20 protein-coding genes and 2 pseudogenes are annotated in these 21,171 nt (G+C 66.8%); 10 read left to right on the top strand and 12 right to left on the bottom strand.

The window, feature by feature from the left end; genetic code table 11:
- Positions 1–39: 39 nt before the first annotated feature.
- A complete protein-coding gene (gene murJ / locus NM961_RS03585; RefSeq protein WP_255911367.1) occupies positions 40–1,647 on the bottom strand; it encodes a murein biosynthesis integral membrane protein MurJ in 1,608 nt (535 codons plus the stop codon).
- Between the two features lie 239 nt (positions 1,648–1,886).
- Between murJ and rpsT the strand changes: the two genes are divergently transcribed.
- Positions 1,887–2,150: a 30S ribosomal protein S20 gene (rpsT, locus tag NM961_RS03590; RefSeq protein WP_255911369.1), complete on the top strand. Its 264-nt coding sequence runs from the start codon at positions 1,887–1,889 to the stop codon at positions 2,148–2,150.
- 236 nt (positions 2,151–2,386) lie between these two features.
- Here rpsT and cgtA read toward each other — a convergent pair whose 3' ends face one another.
- The 4 genes from cgtA to NM961_RS03610 form a co-directional block, all read right to left on the bottom strand.
- Positions 2,387–3,427: an Obg family GTPase CgtA gene (gene cgtA / locus NM961_RS03595; RefSeq protein ID WP_255911371.1), complete on the bottom strand. Its 1,041-nt coding sequence runs from the start codon at positions 3,425–3,427 to the stop codon at positions 2,387–2,389.
- Between the two features lie 149 nt (positions 3,428–3,576).
- Entirely contained in the window at positions 3,577–3,834 is a 258-nt protein-coding gene (gene rpmA / locus NM961_RS03600) for a 50S ribosomal protein L27 (RefSeq protein WP_255911373.1), read from the bottom strand.
- Positions 3,835–3,852: 18 nt separating this feature from the next.
- Positions 3,853–4,167 (bottom strand): 50S ribosomal protein L21, encoded by a 315-nt coding sequence (gene rplU / locus NM961_RS03605; RefSeq protein WP_255911375.1) that lies wholly within the window; start codon positions 4,165–4,167, stop codon positions 3,853–3,855.
- Positions 4,168–4,310: 143 nt separating this feature from the next.
- On the bottom strand, positions 4,311–4,880 hold the full coding sequence (locus NM961_RS03610) for a hypothetical protein (RefSeq protein ID WP_255911377.1): 570 nt from the start codon (positions 4,878–4,880) through the stop codon (positions 4,311–4,313).
- A 532-nt stretch (positions 4,881–5,412) separates the two neighbouring features.
- Here NM961_RS03610 and uvrA point away from each other — a divergent pair.
- Positions 5,413–8,274, top strand: coding sequence for an excinuclease ABC subunit UvrA (gene uvrA, locus NM961_RS03615; protein ID WP_255911379.1), 2,862 nt, complete (start codon positions 5,413–5,415; stop codon positions 8,272–8,274).
- 51 nt (positions 8,275–8,325) lie between these two features.
- Here uvrA and NM961_RS03620 read toward each other — a convergent pair whose 3' ends face one another.
- The 3 genes from NM961_RS03620 to NM961_RS03630 all read right to left on the bottom strand — a co-directional run bounded on the left by NM961_RS03620 (position 8,326) and on the right by NM961_RS03630 (position 9,937).
- Complete coding sequence (locus NM961_RS03620) at positions 8,326–8,724, bottom strand: hypothetical protein (RefSeq protein WP_255911381.1); 399 nt, start codon at positions 8,722–8,724, stop codon at positions 8,326–8,328.
- A 127-nt stretch (positions 8,725–8,851) separates the two neighbouring features.
- Positions 8,852–9,400, bottom strand: a complete 549-nt coding sequence (locus NM961_RS03625; RefSeq protein ID WP_255911383.1) for a GNAT family N-acetyltransferase — start codon at positions 9,398–9,400, stop codon at positions 8,852–8,854.
- Between the two features lie 9 nt (positions 9,401–9,409).
- Positions 9,410–9,937: a copper chaperone PCu(A)C gene (locus NM961_RS03630; RefSeq protein WP_255911385.1), complete on the bottom strand. Its 528-nt coding sequence runs from the start codon at positions 9,935–9,937 to the stop codon at positions 9,410–9,412.
- Between the two features lie 55 nt (positions 9,938–9,992).
- Here NM961_RS03630 and NM961_RS03635 point away from each other — a divergent pair, with 55 nt between their 5' ends.
- Positions 9,993–10,748 carry an enoyl-CoA hydratase/isomerase family protein gene (locus tag NM961_RS03635; protein ID WP_255911387.1) on the top strand — a complete coding sequence of 252 codons (756 nt, stop codon included), beginning with the start codon at positions 9,993–9,995 and terminating at the stop codon, positions 10,746–10,748.
- Between the two features lie 133 nt (positions 10,749–10,881).
- On the opposite strand, the gene NM961_RS03640 is transcribed toward NM961_RS03635, so the two are convergent.
- The 3 genes and pseudogenes from NM961_RS03640 to NM961_RS03650 all read right to left on the bottom strand — a co-directional run bounded on the left by NM961_RS03640 (position 10,882) and on the right by NM961_RS03650 (position 13,641).
- Entirely contained in the window at positions 10,882–11,994 is a 1,113-nt protein-coding gene (locus NM961_RS03640) for an acyltransferase family protein (protein WP_255911389.1), read from the bottom strand.
- Positions 11,991–12,842: a sulfurtransferase gene (locus NM961_RS03645; RefSeq protein WP_255911391.1), complete on the bottom strand. Its 852-nt coding sequence runs from the start codon at positions 12,840–12,842 to the stop codon at positions 11,991–11,993. The genes NM961_RS03640 and NM961_RS03645 overlap by 4 nt, the downstream gene beginning before the upstream one ends.
- Positions 12,839–13,641 (bottom strand): annotated as a pseudogene (locus NM961_RS03650) (CoA pyrophosphatase). The gene NM961_RS03645 and the pseudogene NM961_RS03650 overlap by 4 nt, the downstream one beginning before the upstream one ends.
- A 64-nt stretch (positions 13,642–13,705) precedes the next feature.
- Here NM961_RS03650 and NM961_RS03660 point away from each other — a divergent pair.
- A complete protein-coding gene (locus tag NM961_RS03660; RefSeq protein WP_255911397.1) occupies positions 13,706–14,080 on the top strand; it encodes a hypothetical protein in 375 nt (124 codons plus the stop codon).
- Between the two features lie 71 nt (positions 14,081–14,151).
- On the opposite strand, the gene bamJ is transcribed toward NM961_RS03660, so the two are convergent.
- Entirely contained in the window at positions 14,152–14,832 is a 681-nt protein-coding gene (bamJ, locus tag NM961_RS03665) for a BamJ family beta-barrel-assembly machinery protein (RefSeq protein WP_255911399.1), read from the bottom strand.
- 223 nt (positions 14,833–15,055) lie between these two features.
- Between bamJ and NM961_RS03670 the strand changes: the two genes are divergently transcribed.
- The 6 genes and pseudogenes from NM961_RS03670 to phoU all read left to right on the top strand — a co-directional run bounded on the left by NM961_RS03670 (position 15,056) and on the right by phoU (position 21,071).
- A complete protein-coding gene (locus NM961_RS03670; RefSeq protein ID WP_255911401.1) occupies positions 15,056–15,838 on the top strand; it encodes an enoyl-CoA hydratase/isomerase family protein in 783 nt (260 codons plus the stop codon).
- A gap of 752 nt (positions 15,839–16,590) precedes the next feature.
- Positions 16,591–17,583: pseudogene (pstS, locus tag NM961_RS03675) on the top strand (phosphate ABC transporter substrate-binding protein PstS); the annotation flags it as partial.
- Positions 17,584–17,662: 79 nt separating this feature from the next.
- The gene (gene pstC / locus NM961_RS03680; protein ID WP_255911403.1) at positions 17,663–18,661 is read left to right on the top strand and encodes a phosphate ABC transporter permease subunit PstC; all 999 of its coding nucleotides are present in this window, start codon (positions 17,663–17,665) and stop codon (positions 18,659–18,661) included.
- A complete protein-coding gene (gene pstA, locus NM961_RS03685; RefSeq protein ID WP_255911405.1) occupies positions 18,658–19,518 on the top strand; it encodes a phosphate ABC transporter permease PstA in 861 nt (286 codons plus the stop codon). Before pstC ends, pstA begins: the two co-directional genes overlap by 4 nt.
- Positions 19,511–20,335: a phosphate ABC transporter ATP-binding protein PstB gene (pstB, locus tag NM961_RS03690; protein WP_255911407.1), complete on the top strand. Its 825-nt coding sequence runs from the start codon at positions 19,511–19,513 to the stop codon at positions 20,333–20,335. Before pstA ends, pstB begins: the two co-directional genes overlap by 8 nt.
- A gap of 28 nt (positions 20,336–20,363) precedes the next feature.
- Positions 20,364–21,071, top strand: a complete 708-nt coding sequence (gene phoU / locus NM961_RS03695) for a phosphate signaling complex protein PhoU (RefSeq protein ID WP_255911409.1) — start codon at positions 20,364–20,366, stop codon at positions 21,069–21,071.
- Positions 21,072–21,171: the final 100 nt, after the last annotated feature.

Raw genomic sequence — 21,171 nt, forward strand, 5'->3', positions numbered from 1 at the left:
TAGCGACTGGCATCAGCGCTGTGGGCCAGGCCGGACCGCTCAGCTCGCCCGCAGCTCGCGCAGGCGGAAGCCCTGGGCAAAGAGGGCAAGCAGATAGGCCAGGCCGGCCGTACCGATGACCGCGCCCAGCTGCAGCACGCGCTGCAGGGTCGGGACGGTAGTCCAGTCCGCCGCGAAATGGCGCCCCGCCAGCACCACGCCGCTCATCACCAGGCAGGCCAATCCCACCCGCAGCAGATGCCGCGCCCAGCCCGGCTGGCGCTGGTAGACGCCGGCCTTGGCCAGCGCGTGCCAGAGCTGGGCCAGGTTCAGATAGCCGGCCAGCGCGCTGGCCAGGGCCAGGGCCATGTGCAGGCCGGGGACCTTGGCCAGGGCGGCGAGCCAGCCGGCCTGCAAGTCCTCGGGCCGGTGCCACAGGGCGAACAGCAGCGCGACGAAAATCAGGTTCAGCAGCATATTGGCCGCCATGGCAACCACGCCGGCGCGCACCGGCGTGCGCGTGTCGCCGCGGGCGTAGAACGCCGGCGCGACCACCTTGATCAGCACGAAGGCAGGCAGGCCGAAGCTCAGCGCGGCCAGGCTCATGCCGGCCATGGCCACGTCGTGGGCGGTGAACTTGCCGTGCAGGAACAAGGTGGCGACCAGGGGCTCGGCCAGCAGCACCAAGCCGAGCATGGCCGGCAGCGCGATCAGCAGGGCCGTGCGCAGGCCCCAGTCCAGCGCGCGGGAAAAGCCCGCCGCATCCGTGGTGACGTGGTGGCGCGACAGGCTGGGCAGGATCACCGTGCCCAGGGCCACGCCGAACAGGCCCAGCGGAAATTCCAGCAGGCGGTCGCTCTGCCCCAGCCAGGTCTGCGAGCCGGTAATCAGGAAGGAGGCGATCAAGGTATCCAGCAGCAGGTTGACCTGGGCCACCGAGGAACCGAACAGGGTCGGCAGCATGACCTGGCGTATGCGGCGGACCTTGGGATGGCTCCAGCCCCACTTGGGCCAGGCCAGCATATTGAGCCTGCGCAGCGCCGGCAGCAGGAACAGCAGCTGCAGCACGCCGGAGGCGAAGATGGCCCAGCCCACCGCCATGATGGGCACGTCGAAATGCGGCGCCCACCACAGCGCCGCGGCGATCCAGCACAGATTGAGTATCACCGGCGCCAGCGCCGGCAGGGCGAAGCGGTGGTAGGCGTTGAGCACCGCGCCGGCCAGCGCGGTCAGCGAGACGAACAGCAGGAATGGAAAGGTCACCCGCAGCAGGTTGACGGTGAGGTCGAACTTCTCCGGCTCGTCCACCGCGCCGGCAGCGAACAGGCGCACCACCCAGTCCGCGCCGATCACGCCGACGGCGGTGACGACCAGCAGGATCGCGCCCAGGGTGCCGGCGGTGCGGGCGACAAGTTCGCGCAGGGCTTCCTCGGACTCCTTTTCCTTGACCTCGGTCAGCACCGGCACGAAGGCCAGCGAGAACGAACCCTCGGCAAACAGCCGGCGCAGGAAATTAGGAATGCGGAAGGCGACGTTGAACGCATCCGTGACCATGCCGGCGCCGAAGGCCGCGGACATGGCCACCTCGCGCGCCAGGCCGAGCAGGCGCGAAATGAAAGTCATGCCGCTGAAGGAAACCAGGGAACGCAACAGGCTGGGGACTTTCACTCACGCGGTTCCGTTTCTGAGCTGCCCAGGCGGCAGTGAGCGGCAGTGCGCGTCCCCAGGCCGGCCGGAAGGCAATGCCGGCACTTTGGACGGGCACATAAACCGCGTAGTCTAAAGCCTGCGGCGGCCACGCGCCGCCGCCTCCCTGCTGCCGCCCGACCCGCCGAACGGTTGACGTGCCGGCGACCTCTCATTAAACTCGCGCGTCTTTTTCCACGCCGTGCGTCTGGAGTTTCAACTTGGCTAACATCAAATCCGCAAAGAAGCGCGCGAAGCAGGCCGAAGTGCGCCGTCAGCGCAACGTCAGTGCCCGCTCCATGCTGCGCACGGCGATCAAGAAGGTCGTGAAGGCGATCGAAGCGAAGGACAAGGCCGGCGCCGAAGCCGCCTACAAGATCGCCGAACCCATCATGGACCGCTATGGCAGCCGCGGCCTGATCCACAAGAACAAGGCCAACCGCCACAAGAGCCGCCTGACCAACCATATCAAGGCCCTGGCCTGAGTATCGGTGAGTTCCAGTTGAACGAAGAAAGCCGGCGAAAGCCGGCTTTTTTCATGTCCGGATAGCGGCGGAGACGTTGCGGCGACCCGACCTGCGGAAATCCGCTCCCCTCTGTCAGGCAAACCGGGCGAAATCACTGCATCACCGGCGCTTTTCCCGTCGGCGCAATACCCGTCCGGACTACGCGGCACAGCGGTGCCGCGTATGCCCAACCCCGCCCCGCGGGCAGCCCGCGATCAGCCCTCCCGCGCCTCCCGCTCCTCGCGCCGGGCCTCGTCGAAGAACTTCTGCGCCTCCAGGCAGATCGGCCAGGTGCCTTCGCGGCCTATGGCCGAGACCAGGAACCACGGCGCCTTCCATTTCAGGCGCTTGACGATGGCCTTGGCGGTTTTCTCGCGCTCGTCCTCGGGCAGCAGGTCGGCCTTGTTCAGCACCAGCCAGCGCGGACGCTTTAGCAGCTCGGGGTCGAACTGCTTGAGTTCGGCCTCGATTGCCTTGACCTGGGCAACCGGGTCGGTCTCGCCGTCCAGCGGGGCCATGTCGACCAGGTGCAGCAGCAGGCTGGTGCGCGCGACATGCTTGAGGAACTGGATACCCAGGCCGGCGCCCTCGGCCGCGCCCTCGATCAGGCCGGGAATATCGGCCACGACGAAGCTCTGGTCGGTGTCGATGCGCACCACGCCCAGGTTCGGGTGCAAGGTGGTGAAGGGATAGTCGGCCACGCGCGGCGTCGCCGCCGACACGGCGCGGATGAAGGTCGACTTGCCTGCGTTGGGAAAGCCCAGCAGGCCGACGTCGGCCAGCAATTTCAGCTCCAGGCGCAGTTCGCGCGATTCGCCCGGGAAACCCGAGGTGGCCTTGCGCGGCGCGCGGTTGGTCGAACTCTTGAAGTGGATATTGCCCAGGCCGCCGTCACCGCCCTGGGCCACCTTCAGGCGCTGGCCGTGCCCGGTCAGGTCGCCGATGATCTCGTCGGTGTCGATGTTCACCACCACCGTGCCCACCGGCACGCGGATGGTCAGGTCCTCGCCGGCCTTGCCGTGCATCTGCCGGCTCATGCCATTCTCGCCGCGGCCGGCGCGGTAGACGCGCTGGTGGCGGAAGTCGATCAGGGTGTTCAGATTCTCGTCGGCGACCAGGAACACGCTGCCGCCCGCGCCGCCGTCGCCGCCGTCGGGGCCGCCGAACGGGATGAATTTCTCGCGCCGGAAGCTGGCGCAGCCGTTGCCGCCGTTGCCGGCGTGGACATGGATTTCGGCTTCGTCGACGAATTTCATAGGGGCGGACAGTGAGCGTGAACCGGAGGCGATAAATTAGCGCGAGCCTGCGCCGGCGGCGATGAAAGCCGCGGCAAGCGCGCAAAGGATTGCTGCAAAACAAAAGCCCCGCCGAAGCGGGGCTCTTGCGTAACGCGGTGCGGCGTTGATCAGGCCGGAACGACGCTGATCGTGCGGCGGTTCTTCGGACCCTTGACCGCGAATTCCACCTTGCCGTCGATCAGGGCGAAGATGGTGTGGTCGCGGCCCAGGCCGACGCCGGTGCCCGGATGGAACTGGGTGCCGCGCTGGCGCACGATGATGTTGCCTGCATTGATGGCTTCGCCACCATAGACCTTGACGCCGAGATACTTCGGATTCGAATCGCGGCCGTTACGACTTGAGCCTACGCCCTTCTTTGATGCCATGACTGCTACTCCTCAGATTCAGCCGGCGTTGATGCCGGTGATCTCGACTTCGGTGAAATGCTGACGGTGACCGGTTTCCTTGCGGAAGTGCTTGCGCCGGCGGAACTTGACGATGCGGATCTTGTCCGCGCGGCCGTGCTTCTTCACGGTGGCGGTGACGCTGGCGCCCGAGACGAGCGGCGCGCCGACACTGATCGAATCGCCTTCGCCGACCAGCAGGACCTGGTCGAAAGTAAAGGTGGAGTCGACGTCGGCCTTGAGCAGCTCGACGCGGAGGGTCTCACCCTTCATCACGCGGTACTGCTTACCGCCGGTGACGATGACTGCGTACATGGGAATTCCTCTGTAGTTATTCTCGAAAGAAACCGGTGTTGCGGCCCGGCCGGAGACCCCGGCCGGAAAAGGGCCGGCGATATTAGCGCCGGACAGGTCTTCCAGTCAAACCACCCGCTGTCGCGACGGCGGGAGCGCCGGGGTCAGTCGATCCGGAACGACTGCAGCGCGACCGGCGTGGTACCGGTGAAATCGGCGTTCCAGCTGAACTCGGCCGCATTGTCGAAGGAGCTGACCACGAAGACCACGGTCTGCCCTGGCGTGAACGTGACGTTGGCCAGCTGGCTGCCATTGCCGGACACGCCGGTGGTGTCGTCGTTGGCCCCCACGCAGTTCGTCGTCGGCGAAGCCGGGTTGAACGTTCCGTTGTAGGCGGTCAGGAACGTGTCGCCGCCGGTGGTCGTCAGGGTGATGGAGCCCGAGCCCGTGCCGGTATAGGTCACGGTGATCGTGTCGTAGAACACGGCCGTGCCGACCCCGGACGCGCCACCACAGTTGGCGGTCAGGCGGTTGTAGGTCGAGTCGTCGGCATCCAGCGCACCGCTGACCGCAGCCGGCGGATTGCCGCCCGGATAGCTGACCGGATAGTCCTCGCTGGCGTTCGGCACCGGCGCGTTCGGCACAGCGTGGATCGTGTCGGCCTGCTTGGCGGCTGCGATGCCCGCGGTCAGCGCCAGGGCCATCGCCAGCGCCGCGTTTGCTTTCACGTACATGACTGCTCCTTTGCTCGCCGGCACCCGTTCATATCGCCCCATGCGACCGCCGTCCCGCGAGGACTTCACCCTATGCAACAGTTTCTTCAAAAAAACAAGCGCTTGGCCGACCGCTTGGCGGACGGTCAAGAATGTATGCGACCTCCGCAGGTGGATTTGCTGCATGGACCCGGTCGCAGGCCGATCCTCACCCGCCTCCAGCACCGAACGCCGCCCGTACCCGCGATCCCGCAAAACAGGGCGGAATCTGTCCGCATTCGACCTTATAGGTTCGGTTCTGCCCTGATTGGATTTCGCCGTGCCGCCCTCACCTGTCACGCGCCGACGCCCGACGCCGATGCATAATTCCGCGCTTGCCGCGCCGTCCGGCCGCGCAGGCGGCCCGGACGGACGCGGACAGCGCGGCGTCGACGCCGCGCTGTCCGTTACCTCGATCCCGCCGGCCGCCTGCTCCGCAGACGATCGGCCGCCCCGCGCTGCGGGGCCGCAACCGCTATCGCCACACTCCGACTCGTTCAGAGGCTTCCCAGCAATGGATACGATCCGCATCCGCGGCGCGCGTACACACAATCTCAAGAACATCGACCTGGACCTGCCGCGCGACAGCCTGATCGTGATTACCGGCCTGTCCGGCTCGGGCAAGTCCTCGCTGGCCTTCGACACCATCTACGCGGAAGGCCAGCGCCGCTATGTGGAATCCCTGTCGGCCTATGCGCGGCAGTTCCTGTCGGTGATGGAAAAGCCCGATGTGGACCATATCGAAGGCCTGTCGCCGGCCATCTCCATCGAGCAGAAGTCGACCTCGCACAACCCGCGCTCGACCGTCGGCACCATCACCGAGATCTACGACTACCTGCGCCTGCTGTTCGCCCGCGTAGGCACGCCGCGCTGCCCCGACCATGCCACGCCGCTGGAGGCGCAGACCGTCAGCCAGATGGTCGACGCCACCCTGGCGCTGGATCCGGAGCACCGCTACATGCTGCTGGCGCCGGTGGTACGCGAGCGCAAGGGCGAGCATGTACAAGTGTTCGAGCAGCTGCGCGCCCAGGGCTTCGTGCGCGCCCGCGTCAACGGTGTGGTTCATGAGCTGGACGCGGTGCCCGCGCTGGCGCTGCGCCAGAAGCACACCATCGAAGTCGTGGTCGACCGCTTCCGGCCCAAGCCCGACCTCAAGCAGCGCCTGGCCGAATCCTTCGAGACCGCGCTGCGCCTGGGCGATGGCCTGGTACTGGTGGCCGACCTGGATGCGCCCAAGGCGCCGGAGCTGCTGTATTCCTCGCGCTATTCCTGCCCGATCTGCGACTACTCGCTGCCGGAGCTGGAACCGCGCCTGTTCTCGTTCAATTCCCCGCTGGGCGCCTGCCAGAGCTGCGACGGCCTGGGCGTGAGCCAGTTCTTCGATCCCGCGCGCATCGTGGTGCATCCGGAGCACAGCCTGGCCGCCGGCGCGGTGCGCGGCTGGGACCGGCGCAATGCCTACTATTTCCAGATGGTGCTGTCGCTGGCCAAGCACTACGGCTTCGACGTGGACACACCCTGGGAAAAGCTGTCCAAAGCCAACCAGCAGGCTGTGCTGTACGGTTCGGGCGAGGAAGTCATCAACTTCCGCTACCTCACCGAAGGCGGCACCAACCTCAGCCGCAAGCATCGCTTCGAAGGCATCGTCAACAATCTGGAACGGCGCTACAAGGAAACCGAGTCGCCGGCGGTGCGCGAGGAACTGTCCAAGTTCATCAGCGCGCGTCCCTGCCCGGACTGCCAGGGCCAGCGCCTCAACCGCTCCGCGCGCAATGTCTTCGTCGGCGACAGCAATCTGCCGGTGCTGACCGCACTGCCCATCGACCAGTCGCTGGATTTCTTCCAGCAGCTGACCCTGGCCGGCTGGCGCGGCGAGATCGCCGCCAAGATCATCAAGGAAATCCGCGAGCGCCTGCGCTTCCTGGTCGATGTGGGCCTGGATTACCTCACCCTGGACCGTCAGGCCGATTCGCTGTCCGGCGGCGAGGCACAGCGCATTCGCCTGGCCAGCCAGATCGGCGCCGGCCTGGTCGGCGTGATGTACGTGCTGGACGAGCCCTCCATCGGCCTGCACCAGCGCGACAACGAACGCCTGCTCGGCACCCTGACCCGCCTGCGCGACCTGGGCAATACCGTGATCGTGGTCGAGCACGACGAAGACGCCATCCGCCTGGCCGATCATGTGCTCGACATAGGTCCCGGCGCCGGCGTGCACGGCGGCGAAATCGTCGCCCAGGGTACGCTCAAGGAACTGCTCAAGAGCCCGCGCTCGCTGACCGGGCAATATCTTTCCGGCAAGCGCCGCATCGCGATACCGAAGCAGCGGCGCAAGGCCGATCCCAAGCGCATGCTGAAGATCATCGGCGCCAGCGGCAACAACCTGAAAAATGTGGATCTGGAGATTCCGGCCGGCCTGTTCACCTGTATCACCGGTGTTTCCGGCTCAGGCAAGTCCACCCTGATCAACGACACCTTGTTCCGCCTGGCCGCGGCCGAACTCAACGGCGCCAGCGAGAAGCCCGCGCCGTACAAGAAAGTGCAGGGCCTCGACCTGTTCGACAAGGTGGTCGACATCGACCAGTCGCCGATCGGCCGCACGCCGCGCTCCAATCCCGCCACGTACACCGGCCTGTTCACGCCGCTGCGCGAGCTGTTCGCCCAGGTGCCCGAGGCGCGCGCGCGCGGCTACGGCGCCGGCCGCTTCAGCTTCAACGTCAAGGGTGGCCGCTGTGAAGCCTGCGAAGGCGACGGCATGATCAAGGTGGAAATGCACTTCCTGCCCGACGTGTACGTACCCTGCGATCTCTGCCACGGCAAGCGCTACAACCGCGAGACGCTGGACATCACCTACAAGGGCCACAGCATCTCCGATGTGCTGGACATGACCGTCGAGGACGCCTTCAAGCTGTTCGAGCCAGTGCCGGTGCTGGCGCGCAAGCTGGAAACGCTGATGCACGTAGGCCTGAGCTACATCAAGCTGGGCCAGAGCGCGACCACGCTGTCCGGCGGCGAAGCCCAGCGCGTGAAGCTGTCGCGCGAGCTGTCCAAGCGCGATACCGGCCGCACGCTCTACATCCTGGACGAACCCACCACCGGTCTGCACTTCCACGATATCGAACAGCTGCTGCAAGTGCTGCAGCGCCTGGCCGAGGATGGCAACACCGTCGTCGTGATCGAACACAACCTGGACGTGATCAAGACCGCCGACTGGCTGATCGACCTCGGCCCCGAAGGCGGCCACCGCGGCGGCGAGATCCTGGTCACCGGTACGCCGGAACAGGTCGCCAAGGAAAAGCGTTCGCACACCGGGCGTTTCCTTGCGCGCCTGCTCGCCGGCAACGGTGCCGCGGGCGGCAAGAAGAAAGAAGCCGCCTGAGCCCGCTGACAAGGTCCCGGCTGCCGCCGCGCGGCAGCCGGGACACCCCGCTCAGCGTTGGAAACCGTTCGAGAACACCGTTCCGGCCGGCCGCGAGTCGAACACCAGCGGATGTATGCCGCCCACCGGTTCACCGTGGAAAAGGATCTCGATTGGAAACTGGCCGCCGCCTGTCGGCGGCAGCGGGACATTCGCCTCCCACGGCATAAGCACGGAAAAACCGCTCTCCGCGGGGCTGCTTACGTTGATCCGCACCTTGGTGCCGTCGAAGGTCGCGACAGCCTGGATGGAATCATCCAGAGACGACCAGATCCAGCGCATCCGCACATGCGGAATCTCGTCCACATAGTTCAACTCAGCGGATTGCAGGTACTGCGCCTGCGCCTCCGCGCCCAGGGCGCAGGCCAATGCGGCGGCCAGCGCCGCCGCGGAATTCCGGATAGGTGACACTGCCGCACTCCTCGTCTGCCGGGGATTCCCGATTCAGACGTAAAAACGGCGGGCAGCCTCTCATCCCCCAACGCGATGCGGCGAAGGCCGAAAACAGCGAAACGCAAAAGCGCCGTCCGCACGGCACTCAGTTGCGCAGCAGCGCATACACCGATGCTGTCTGCGCCCTGCCCTGCTGCACCAGGCGCCGGCGCGCATCGCATTCCCACTGCGCGCCCAGGGCCCGCGCCACGCGGTGGCTGGCAATGTTGTCCAGCAGCACGATGATCTCGATGCGTTCCAGGCCGAATTCCTCGAAGGCCAGGTCCAGCGCCAGCCGCGCCGCGCGCCGCGCTATGCCTGCACCGGCATGCGGAGTCGCCACCCAGTAGCCGAGCGCACCGCGCCGGTTGGGCCAGTCCAGATGATTGATGCCGGTGCCGCCGAGCACTTCGCCGCCGGCCGCATCGAAGATGCCCAGCGGAAACAAGCTGCGCTCGGCCCAGGCGCGCTGGCTGAAGGCGATCCAGGCCGACGCGTCGTCGCGGGAATAATCCGCCGAACACCAGGGCAGCCAGCGCGCCAGCTGTTCGCGCGAGGCATCGACTGCACGGTAAAGACCATCCAGGTCGTCCGGCCGCCAGGGCCGCACCAGGATGCCGTCTGCACTGCGCTCGAACACCGGATCCGGCTGCATGCGCGCCGCTCAGTGGTGCGCGTGCGCGTCGCCGCCGGCTTCACGCACGACGAATCCGGCGGCTGTTGAAGTTCCGTCCTGCATTTCAAAACGCAGTTCGACCACGAGGCCGGTTGCGATTTCCTGTTCCGGCCGCATCAGCATCAGATGCTTGCCGCCTGGTTCCAGCGCGACGCTTTCGCCCGGCGCCAGGCGGATTTCCGGCAGTTCGCGCATACGCGCGACGCCGTCCTCGACCAGCGTGGCATGGATGCTGACATCGGCGAAAAAAGCGCTGCTCGCGCCCGTGACCGTCAGCGGCGCATCGCCGGCGTTGCGCAGCACGGCATAGCCCGCGCGCATCGGCGCCGCCGGCGGCGCGGCGCGTATCCAGGGGTTCTCTATCACCAGCCGGCCGGCGGCCAGCACCGGCGCCGACGAAAGCCCCGCCAGCAACAGGCCAGCCAGGCATTTACGCAGAAACCGCATCGCTGTCTCCCTTGCGCACACAGGTTTGTCGCTATGATAAATGCTGTTTGCCCCCGCCTCCGCGACCATCCCTGCGTCCTATGGTCGCAGCGCACAATGGCCGCGCCCGCCCGTGGAGATACCCATGCTCGAACAGATCCGCCATGACGACATCCTCGAACTGCGCCTGGCCCGCCCGCCGGTCAATGCGCTGGATGCCGGCCTGATCCGCGCGCTGCGCGAAGACATCGAAGCGGCGCCCGGCGCCGGCGTCCGCGGCATCATTCTTTCCGGCCGCGCCGGCATGTTTTCCGGCGGCCTGGACGTGCCCTCGCTGCTGCAGCTGGACCGCGCCGGCATGGGCCAGACCTGGCGCGACCTGTTCGGCACCTGCGCCGCGCTCGCGCGCTCGCCGATCCCCAGCGTGGCCGCGATCACCGGCCACAGCCCCGCCGGCGGCGCGGTGCTGTCGATCTTCTGCGACTACCGCGTCATGGCGCGCGGCGCCTACCGCATAGGCCTGAACGAGGTACAGGTCGGCCTGGTCGTGCCGGAGCCCATACAGCGCGGCCTGCGCCGCCTGGTCGGCAACTACCGGGCGGAGCGCCTGATGGTCGCCGGCGCCATGCTGGATTCGGAACAGGCCCTGGCTGCCGGCTTCGTCGACGAACTGGTCGACGTGGACCACGTCGTCGCCCGCGCCCAGCTCTGGCTCAAGGAATTGCTCAACCTGCCCCCGCGCGCCATGAGCGGCACGCGCCAGCTGGCCCGCGCCGACCTGGCCGACAGCTTCGGCGATGTCGACACCATGAATGTGGACGAATTCGTCGACGGCTGGTTCAGCGAGGAATCGCAGCGGATCCTGAGCGCCCTGGTCGCGAAGTTGAAAGCCAAGCAGTAGCCGCGCGCGGAGAAGCCGGGGAGGCGCGGACCGTGACGATCACCGCGCTTCCCGTTTCTCCACCTCCGCGACAGAGCACCGCACGCCGCGCGAAGAACAGGCGGCAATCGCCCCGGGCTTTACGCTGTGCTGCTCACCGCGGCTTGTGCAGCCCGACTTCCCGCCCGCGCGCCCAATGCCGGTCGCGCCAGCGCAGCAGCGGCTGCTCCAGACAATGATGCAGCAGGGCTGCGCCGCCTATCGCCATTGTGAAATAAACCACGATTTGCACAATGCAACCAGCCGGCGTGGCCGGCTGCCAGTCGAACGTCCAGCGCAGCAGGCGCAGCACGGCGAGCTGGATCAGGTACAGCGGATACGACCACAGCGCGACCGCCTCGATCGCGGCGGTCCATCGGCCGCCGGGCCGCGGCAGTGCCTGCAGCCAGGGCAAGGTCGCCAGCAGGGAGACGCCGAACAGCGGCAGCAGCCAATAGGCAAAGCCGCCGCGGTCCAGGTCCAGGCTCAGATAACAGGCCAGCATGGCCGCCATGCCGGCAAGCCCGGCCAGCAGCAATGCGCGCCGCGCGCCAGCCGCCGGCATGGCATGACGCACCCACCAGGCGCCAAGTACGCCCCAGGCGATCGCATCCAGCCGCGCCAGCACCACCTTGCGCACGCCCTCATCCCAGGACGGCGGCGCCGCCCAGGCCAGGTAGACATGCCGCACCACGGTCGCCGCGGCGATGAACCCGAGCAATGCCCACAGCAGCCGGCGCGGCTGGCGGCTGCCGCCGGCCAGGGCGATCAACAGCGGCGCGCCGAGATAGAACCATTCCTCTACCGACAGGCTCCAGGCCTCGATGAACCAGATCGGATTGGGCCAGGCCAGGTTCTGCGCGAAGACGGTGAACAGGCCGGCGTCGGTGGTCGCCTCGCCGTGACTGCGCGCAAGCAGGAAATTGACCAGCAGGAACACATAATACAAAGGCAAGGTGCGCCACCAGCGCCGCGCCCAGAAACGGCGCCAGCCGCCGGGACCGTCGGCTTCGCCGTCCAGCAGCAGGCCGCCGACCAGGAAACCGCTGAGCACGAAGAACAGCTCGACGCCGAAATGGCCGAGCATGGCCAGCGCCTTGGGAAAGCCGCTCAGCGGCAGCAGGATCAGGCCGACGTGCGAGACCAGCACCAGCAGCACGGCGCTGGCGCGCAGCAGGTCGGCGCCGAAGCGGCGGCCGCGTTGCGGCAGCGCAGACTCCGCACTCATGCGTCGCCGCGGGCGACGGCTCGGGCGGGATCGGAAATCCAGCCGCTCCAGGACGGCGCAAAGATGCGCGAACCGCTCAGGCCCGCATGCTCCATCGCCAGCAGGTTGTGGCAGGCGGTAACGCCGGAACCGCAGGAATGCACGACCTGCTCCGGCGCGTAGTCGCCGAGCACGGCCTCGAATTCGTCGCGCAGTTCGTCGGCGTGCTTGAACTGGCCGGAAGATTCGAGGTTGTCGCTGAAAGGCCGGTTGCGCGCGCCGGGAATGTGGCCGGCGACCGGATCTATGGGTTCGACCTCGCCGCGGAAGCGCGCCGCACCGCGGGCATCGAGCAGCAGCAGGCTGCCCTGTCCGAGTCCGCGCTGCAGTTCCTCGTAATACACCACTTCATCCGGATCGAAGCCGATGTCGATGCTGCCGCCGGCCATCTGCGGCGCCAGCCTGGTCAGCGGCAGACAGGCCGCGCTCCAGGCCGCGTAGCCGCCATCGAGCACCGCCGCACGGCGGTGGCCGATCAGACGCAGCATCCACCACAGGCGCGCGGCGACCGAGCCATTGGCATCGTCGTAGACCACCACCTGCGCATCCGGCCGCCAGCCCCAGCGCACCAGGGCGCGGCTGAAATCCGCCATGTCGGGCAGCGGATGGCGCCCCAGGCCGCTCTTGCGCAGATCCGACAGATCCCGGTCCAGATGCGCGTAATGCGCGCCGGGCAGATGCGAGTCCAGCCAGGCGCGCTCGCCCTTGCCCGTGTCCGACAGCTCGAAGCGGCTGTCTATCACGATCAGGTCCGGCGAACCGCAGATCTCCGCCAGCTCCTGCGGCGAAATCAGCGTGGTGAACGTCATGGCATGGCCTCCATCCGGCGCAACAGATTCACGAGCATGGCCGCGGTGGCGCCCCAGATGCGCCGGCCCGCGTAAGCGTATTCGTAGATTTCGCGGCGCCGGCCGCGCCAGTCGATCTCGCTGCGGCGCAGGTTGGCCGCGTCGAGCAGAAAAGGCAGCGGCACTTCAAACACATCGGCGACTTCGCGCGGATCCGGCGCGAGCACATAGTCCGGCGCAATTTCCGCCACCACCGGCGTGACGCCGAAGCCGCTGATGGTCTCGAAGCAGTCGAGGAAGCCGCGCGGCTGCATCAGCTCGCGGCGTATGCCGACTTCTTCCTCGGTCTCGCGCAGCGCGGCGGCGACGGCGTCGGCATCGGCGGCCTCGATGCGGCCGCCGGGAAAACTCACCTGGCCCGCATGCGTGCGCAGGCCTTCGTTGCGTACGGTGAACAACAGGGAGTCGCCGTCGGCGCGCCGCACCAGCGGCAGCAGTACGGCGGCGGGCGTGCGCTGTGCGTCGCCGAGCAGGTCGGCCAGTTCGGCGTGATTCCAGCCCGGCAGCGTGGGCGGATCGTCCAGCGCGCGCAGCGAAGACAGCAGCCGGCCCGCGTCGGCAAGGCGGCTCATGAACGCTCGCGCTCGCGCTGCGGCAGCACTTCCAGCATGAAACGCTGCCGCTCGGCATCGCTGAGCCCGCGCCAAGCGGCGATCTCTGCGCCGGTGCGGTGGCAGCCCTCGCAATAGCCGTGCGCGTCGAGGCTGCACACGCCTATGCAGGGAGTGAGGATCACGCCAGGGGGTTGTACTGAGAACATCGTCGTGGGAATGTGGCGATTACGTTGCTAGATTACAACAACCCTGACTGCGGAACGGTTGAGCATGCTCGCACTTGCCACCCGGGTCGTCAGCGATTACGGCAAGGTACTCGCCCACGTCTCCCCTGGCGTGTACGGGCTGCCGCAATCCCTGCTGCCCTATCCCAAAGACCGCATCCGCACCGCGCTGCGCTTCCTGCTGCAGAACGTCGCGCCGGACTATCCCGAACTGCGCGAAGGCCTGGCCCGCGGCTATGTATACCTTGCGCAATTTGTCGATGACGGCGAAGCCGACATCATCGCCCGCGGCGCCGCCTGCGCCAGCGGCCAGGGCGAGGACCCGGCCCATGCGGAGCCGGCCATGCGCCTGATCAACCGCATCAAGGCCGAGATGGAACTGGCGCTGGAGGAACTGGCCGGCGACACCGCGCTGGGCTGAGCCGCCGCCGGTCTTGCGCGTCTCTTCCCGCACAAAGAAAAACGCCGCGCAGAGCGCGGCGTTTTTCTTCATCACTTCACTTCGATCAGCTTGATCTCGAACACCAGCGCCTCGTTCGGGCCGATGCGCGGCGGCTGGCCGCGTTCGCCGTAGGCCAGATCCGGCGGCACGAACAGCTGCCAGTGGTCGCCGACGCGCATCAGCGGCAGCGCTTCCTGCCAGCCCTTGATCACGTCCTTGACCTTGAACTGCACCGGCTCGCCACGGGCGAAGGAACTGTCGAACTCCAGGCCCGAGGCAAGCGAACCGCGGTAGTGCACGGTCACGTCGCTGTTGAGCGTGGCGCGCGCGCCGGTGCCTTCCTCGATGACGCGGTACTGCAGGCCCGACTGGGTCGTCACCACGTTCTTCTTGGCCTTGTTCTCGGCCATGAACTTCTGGCTCTTGGACTTGTTCTCGGACGAGATCTTGTCGAACTCGGCCTTGGCCTCGGTCATCATCTTCTGCTGCATCTTGCCCAGCACGTCGCGCATGGTTTCCTGCGAGATGGCCGGGTTCTTCTTGCTGTAGCCATCCTGCATCGCGCGGATGATGGTGTTGATGTCCACGTCCATCTTGCGCTCGACGAAATCGTTGCCGATCTGATAGCCGATGGAGTAGCTCAGCTTGCCTTTTTCACTCGTCGTGTCCTGGGCGACAACGGCACCGGCCGCGAGCAGGGTCACTGCGGCAACAGACCAACGCAAATTCATGCTTACCTCCAATGAAAACCTGCGGAAACGACCGGCCTGTGCGGGGCGGCCGCAAAAAAACAGCTGGGCATGATAGCCGAGCCGCAGGCACGCTGCTACCGCGTCCCGCCGGCGGCCGCGGCGCCCCCGGAGCCGCGAAAACCCGCCGCAGACTGCCGCGTTCAGCCTGAACGCAGCCCGCACACGCCTGCTACCATCCGCGTTTTTCGTGCCCGGAGCCGCCATGGACTACCAGAACCTCCTCGTCAGCGACCGCGGCGCCGTCCGCACCATCACCATCAACCGCCCGGACAAGCTCAACGCGCTGAACCTCGCCACCCTGCAGGAACTGGACGCCGCCTTCCGCGCCGCGCGCGAGGACGCCGGCGTGCGGGTGGTGGTGCTGGCCGGCGCCGGGGAGAAAGCCTTTGTCGCCGGCGCGGATATCGCCGAGCTTGCCGCGCTCAGCCCGATCCAGGCCCAGGCCTTCTCCCGTGCCGGTCAGAACCTGATGCGCGCGATGGAACGCCAGACCAAGCCGGTGATCGCACGCATCCAGGGCTTCGCCCTGGGCGGCGGCATGGAACTGGCCATGAGCTGTCACCTGCGCATCGCCAGCGAGAAGGCGCGACTGGGCCAGCCCGAGATCAATCTCGGCGTGATCCCCGGCTTCGGCGGCACCCAGCGCCTGACCCGTCTGGCCGGCCGCAGTGCCGCACTGGAGCTGTGCCTGCTCGGCCAGCCCATCGACGCCGTCCGCGCCCTGGCCCTGGGCGTGCTGACCCGGGTTGTCGCGCCCGAGACCCTGGACGCGGAAGTCACCGCGGTAGCCGACCAGCTCGCCGCCTCCGCCCCCATCGCCGTGGCCGGCATCCTCGACGCCGTCACCCTCGGCGCCGACTGCGCCCTGGACCCGGCCCTGGAATTTGAAACCCAGGCCTTCGCCTTGTGCTGCTCCAGCGCGGACATGAAGGAAGGAACGCAGGCCTTCCTGCAGAAGCGGAAGGCGGTGTTCAGCGGGAGCTGATCGCCTGGATCCTGGTTTCATCCGGGTTTCCGGGCGCATGGGCGCCCGGGAGCGGCGGCTGTTGCGGCCGGACGGGCATGGAGCAGATTTCTCTTCGTCTCAACAACTTAGCGAGATTCAGCGATATTCAGGACATCCACTTTCCGAAATCTGCTCAGAGTGAGACGCCTGTCAGGCCAGTTCGCAGGCTAGTTCAGGACACCTATCTTCCTGGGCTCATTCGGGACACCCACTTTTCCGAGGCCCGGGCAGGCGCCCCACGCCCAACTCATCGGTTCGCGAAACCAATCTCGTCCGGGGACATCCGCCCTTACGGTCGGCTCAGGTCCCCGCCTGAGTCCGCCAGCCCGATCGCTGCCGCTGCCGAACCGGGACACCCACCCAGTCCGAATTGAGTCCGAATTAGGACACCCACTTTCAGCCCGAATGGGGACACCCAGCCCGAATCGGGACACCCACTTTCGGATCCCGGCAACTCGCGCACTCGCCCTCAAAGCCGGCAATCCGGAAACCGTCCCCTCCTCCCGACACCCGCCCGCTCCTGAACATTTCACCCCGATGACACCCCAACCCCTTGACCTGCCTGGAATCCAAGCCCCAGGCGGGCGACCGCCGGCAACGCCCCAGGGCCTGTCACACAGCTGAAACAAAACTCCCACGCGACTGCAACACAGCGCGCGTACAAAGCGCGGCGATACCTGCAGCCAGCCGCTCTCAAGGAGTTCACTGTGTTCAAGACTTTCTCGCGCATCGCGCTTGCCGGCCTGATCGCCGCTGCCGGCGTCTCCGCCCAGGCCGCCGACATCACCGGCGCCGGCGCCACCTTCGTCTATCCGGTCATGTCCAAATGGTCGGCCGACTACAGCAAGGCCACGGGCAACAAGATCAACTACCAGTCCATCGGCTCCGGCGGCGGCATCGCCCAGATCAAGGCCGGCACGGTGGATTTCGGCTCCTCCGACAAGCCGCTGGAAAGCAAGGAACTGCAGGAAGCCGGCCTCGGCCAGTTCCCGTCGGTAATCGGCGGCGTGGTGCCGGTGGTCAATATCCAGGGCGTCGCCCCGGGCAAGATCCAGTTCACCGGCCCGCTGCTGGCGGAGATCTTCCTCGGCAAGATCACCAAGTGGAACGATCCCAAGATCGTCGCCGTCAATGCCGGCGTCACCCTGCCGGATTCCCTGATTACCGTCGTGCACCGCTCCGACGGTTCGGGCACCACGTTCAACTGGGTCAACTACCTGTCCAAGGTGTCGCCGGAGTGGAAGGAAAAGATCGGTGAAGGCACCTCGGTGCAGTGGCCGGTCGGCGTGGGCGGCAAGGGCAACGAAGGCGTCGCCGCCTACGTGAAGCAGATCCCGGGCTCCATCGGCTATGTCGAGCTGGCCTACTCGCTGCAGAACAAGATGACCTACGGCGCGGTGCAGAACGCCGCCGGCAAGTTCGTGCAGCCCAGCCGCGAAAGCTTCCAGGCCGCCGCCGCCAGCGCCGACTGGAAGAACGCCAAGGATTTCTTCCTCATCATCACCAACGCGCCGGGCGACGAATCCTGGCCGATTGCCGCGACCAACTTCATCCTGATGTACAAGCAGCCCAAGGACGCCGCGCGCAGCAAGAACGCGCTGGCCTTCTTCAAGTGGGCGCTGGAGAACGGCAAGAGCCAGGCCGAAGCGCTGGACTTCGTGCCGCTGCCGGACGAACTGGTCAAGCAGATCGAAGCCTACTGGGCCGCCGAGATCAAGGCCTGATAGCGCTCATGCACCGGGGCGGGGCGCGCAAGCGCTTCGCCCCTTCTGTGTTTCTCACCGCCAGCCCCGCGACTGACGCATGAGCACCGACCAAGTCCTAGCCGCAAGCGCCGCACCGGCGCCGCAAGACATTACCGCCCGCCGCGCCGAAACCGACCGCCGCGCCGACCGCGCCTTCCGCTACCTCGTCACCGGCGCCGGCATCTTCGTGCTGCTGGCCCTGGCCGGCGCCGCCCTGTCCATGCTATGGGGCGGCAAACTGGCTTTCTCCACCTTTGGATTCAGCTTTCTCACCAGCACCGACTGGGACGCCGTCGGGCACAAGTTCGGCGCCCTGGTGCCGATCTACGGCACGCTCGTGACCGCCATCATCGCCATGCTGATCGCCGTGCCGGTCAGCTTCGGCATTGCGCTGTTCCTGACCGAGGTCGCGCCGCCCTGGCTGCGCACGCCGGTGGCCTCGGCCATAGAACTGCTGGCTGGCATTCCGTCGATCATCTACGGCATGTGGGGCCTGTTCGTATTCGTGCCGGTGATGTCCAGCACGGTGATTCCATTCCTCAACAAGTATCTGGGCGGCCTGCCCCTGCTCGGCCCGCTCTTCCAGGGTCCGCCGCTGGGCATAGGCATGCTCACCGCCGGCATCGTGCTGGCGATCATGGTCATTCCCTTCATCTCCTCGGTCATGCGCGAAGTGTTCCTGACCGTGCCGACCCGGCTGAAGGAATCGGCCTACGCGCTGGGTTCCACCACCTGGGAAGTGGCCTGGAACGTCGTGCTGCCGTATACGCGCTCGGCAGTGATCGGCGGCATCTTCCTCGGCCTGGGCCGCGCCCTGGGCGAGACCATGGCGGTGACCTTCGTGCTCGGCAACGCGCATCACCTGACGGCGTCGCTGCTGATGCCGGGCAACTCCATCGCCGCGACCATCGCCAACGAATTCTCCGAGGCGGACAGCCAGATCTACCAGTCCTCGCTGATCGCGCTGGGCTTCCTGCTGTTCATCGTGACCTTCGTCGTGCTGGCCATAGCCAAGCTGATGCTGATGCGCCTGAACCGCAATGAGGGCAACCGATGAGCGCCATCTCGGAAAAACTGTATCGCCGCCGCCGCCTGAAGAACAATCTGGCGCTGGCACTGGCCAGCGCGGCCACGCTGTTCGGCCTGTTCTGGCTGGTGTGGATCCTGTGGACGACGCTGGTCAACGGCATAGGCGCACTCAAGCCGGAACTGTTCTACCAGATGACGCCGCCGCCGGGCGAAGACGGCGGCCTGGCCAATGCCTTCTTCGGCAGCATCCTGATGAGTCTGCTGGCCATCCTGATGGGCACGCCGGTAGGCATCCTGGCCGGCACCTTCCTGGCCGAATACGCGCGCCGCAGCGTGCTGGGCGAGGCGATCCGCTTCGTCAACGACATCCTGCTGTCGGCGCCGTCGATCGTGCTGGGCCTGTTCGTCTACACCCTGGTAGTGCGCCAGATGGGCCATTTCTCCGGCCTGGCCGGCGCCATCACGCTGGCCCTGATCGTGCTGCCGGTGGTCGTGCGCACCACCGACGAAATGCTCAAGCTGGTGCCCAGCCAGATGCGCGAAGCGGCGCTGTCGCTGGGCATTCCGCAGTGGAAGGTGACGGTGCAGGTGCTATACCGCTCCGCCCTGCCCGGCATCGTCACCGGCGTGCTGCTGGCGCTTGCGCGCATCAGCGGCGAGACCGCGCCGCTGCTGTTCACCGCACTCAACAACCAGTTCTGGAGCCACGACATCGCCGGCCCGCTCGCCAGCGTGCCGGTCGTGGTCTTCCAGTACGCCATGAGCCCCTACGACACCTGGCATGTGCTGGCCTGGGCCGGCGCCTTCATGGTCACCGTATTCGTGCTCTGCATCAGCCTCATCGCCCGCGCCATCATCGCCCGCCGGAAGGTAGCCAATGACTAATCTCAACCTGGCCGTTGCAACCTCGCTCAACGTTGCCGCGCCCGCCGCCGTCCAGGGCACGTCGACCGCGAAGATCACGGCGCGCAACCTGAACTTCTACTACGACGGCTTCCACGCGCTGAAAAATATCCAGATGGATATTCCGGAGAAGCGCGTGACCGCGATCATCGGGCCCTCGGGCTGCGGCAAGTCCACCCTGCTGCGCATCTTCAACCGCATCTATTCCATCTATCCCAAGCTGGAAGCGCGCGGCGAGGTGATGCTCGACGGCGAGAACATCCTCGATCCGCGCTACCCGCTCAACCGGCTGCGTTCCAAGGTGGGCATGGTGTTCCAGAAGCCGGTGCCGTTCCCCATGTCGATCTACGACAACATCGCCTACGGCATCAAGCACTACGAGAAGCTCAACCGCGCCGACATGGACATCCGCGTGGAGCAGGCACTGCGCCAGGCGGCGATCTGGGACGAGGCCAAGGACAAGCTCAAGGGCAGTGCGCTGGGCCTTTCCGGCGGCCAGCAGCAGCGCTTGTGCATCGCCCGCGCGATTGCGCTCAGGCCCGAGGTGATCCTGTTCGACGAGCCGACCTCGGCGCTGGACCCCATCGCCACCGGCAAGATCGAGCAGCTGGTCGAGGAACTGAAGAAGGACTTCACCATCGCCATCGTCACCCACAACATGCAGCAGGCCGCGCGCTGCTCGGACTACACCGCCTTCATGTACCTGGGCGAGCTGATCGAATTCGGCGAGACCGAGACCATGTTCACGCGCCCGGGCAAGCAGCAGACCGAAGACTACATCACGGGCCGTTTCGGCTGAGCCTCCACGCATACGGACGAAACGCACCATGAGCGAAACCCACGAACACATCATCAAGAGCTATGACGCCGAGCTGGCCCGCCTGCTCGACGAAATCACGCGCATGGGCCAGCTCGCGCGCGAGCAGCTGGCCATGGCCGCCGAGGCCGTGGAAGAGCGCAACAGCGACCTCGCCGCGCGCGTGGTCGAGGGCGACAACAGCATCGACGCGCTGGAACACGACGTCAGCCACGACGTACTGCGCCTGCTCGCCCTGCGCCAGCCCATCGCGCGCGACCTGCGCGACGTGCTGGCCGCGTTGCGCATCGCCGCCGATATCGAACGCATCGGCGACTATGCCGCCAACGTGGCCAAGCGCGCCATCGCACTGAACCAGAACGCACCCATGCGCCCGGCCGCCAGCCTGCCGCACCTGGCCCAGGTCGCCAACGACATGCTGCGCGACGTGCTCGACGCCTACCGCCGCAGCGATGCCGAGGCCGCGGTGGAAGTGTGGAAGCGCGATGTGCAGCTGGACACGCTGTACACGGCCATGTTCCGCGAACTCCTCACCTACATGATGGAAGACCCGCGCAACATCACGCCGTGCACGCACCTGCTGTTCATGGCCAAGAACATCGAACGCATCGGCGACCACGCCACCAACATCGCCGAGAACGTGTATTTCCTGGTACACGCCAAGCCGCTGGTCGAGGAACGCCGCAAGGGCGACCACACCAGCACCGTCGTCAGCTGAGCCGCGCCGCGCCTGCCCGCCCATGTGGAGCAGGCGCGGGCAGCGCGCCGCGGCAGCCCGCGCAACGCAGCCGCAGCCGGCGCCGACGGTAGGCCCCGCC

It is taken from the genome of Tahibacter harae (assembly GCF_024437735.1).
Taxonomy (GTDB): domain Bacteria; phylum Pseudomonadota; class Gammaproteobacteria; order Xanthomonadales; family Rhodanobacteraceae; genus Tahibacter; species Tahibacter harae.

Coding starts and splice junctions, on each gene's coding strand:
- cgtA (WP_255911371.1), bottom strand. CDS start 3,427: ATGAAATTCGTCGACGAAGCCGAAATCCATGTCCACGCCGGCAACGGC.
- rpmA (WP_255911373.1), bottom strand. CDS start 3,834: ATGGCATCAAAGAAGGGCGTAGGCTCAAGTCGTAACGGCCGCGATTCG.
- rplU (WP_255911375.1), bottom strand. CDS start 4,167: ATGTACGCAGTCATCGTCACCGGCGGTAAGCAGTACCGCGTGATGAAG.
- NM961_RS03610 (WP_255911377.1), bottom strand. CDS start 4,880: ATGTACGTGAAAGCAAACGCGGCGCTGGCGATGGCCCTGGCGCTGACC.
- uvrA (WP_255911379.1), top strand. CDS start 5,413: ATGGATACGATCCGCATCCGCGGCGCGCGTACACACAATCTCAAGAAC.
- NM961_RS03625 (WP_255911383.1), bottom strand. CDS start 9,400: ATGCAGCCGGATCCGGTGTTCGAGCGCAGTGCAGACGGCATCCTGGTG.
- NM961_RS03630 (WP_255911385.1), bottom strand. CDS start 9,937: ATGGTCGCGGAGGCGGGGGCAAACAGCATTTATCATAGCGACAAACCT.
- NM961_RS03635 (WP_255911387.1), top strand. CDS start 9,993: ATGCTCGAACAGATCCGCCATGACGACATCCTCGAACTGCGCCTGGCC.
- NM961_RS03640 (WP_255911389.1), bottom strand. CDS start 11,994: ATGAGTGCGGAGTCTGCGCTGCCGCAACGCGGCCGCCGCTTCGGCGCC.
- NM961_RS03645 (WP_255911391.1), bottom strand. CDS start 12,842: ATGACGTTCACCACGCTGATTTCGCCGCAGGAGCTGGCGGAGATCTGC.
- NM961_RS03660 (WP_255911397.1), top strand. CDS start 13,706: ATGCTCGCACTTGCCACCCGGGTCGTCAGCGATTACGGCAAGGTACTC.
- bamJ (WP_255911399.1), bottom strand. CDS start 14,832: ATGAATTTGCGTTGGTCTGTTGCCGCAGTGACCCTGCTCGCGGCCGGT.
- NM961_RS03670 (WP_255911401.1), top strand. CDS start 15,056: ATGGACTACCAGAACCTCCTCGTCAGCGACCGCGGCGCCGTCCGCACC.
- pstC (WP_255911403.1), top strand. CDS start 17,663: ATGAGCACCGACCAAGTCCTAGCCGCAAGCGCCGCACCGGCGCCGCAA.
- pstA (WP_255911405.1), top strand. CDS start 18,658: ATGAGCGCCATCTCGGAAAAACTGTATCGCCGCCGCCGCCTGAAGAAC.
- pstB (WP_255911407.1), top strand. CDS start 19,511: ATGACTAATCTCAACCTGGCCGTTGCAACCTCGCTCAACGTTGCCGCG.
- phoU (WP_255911409.1), top strand. CDS start 20,364: ATGAGCGAAACCCACGAACACATCATCAAGAGCTATGACGCCGAGCTG.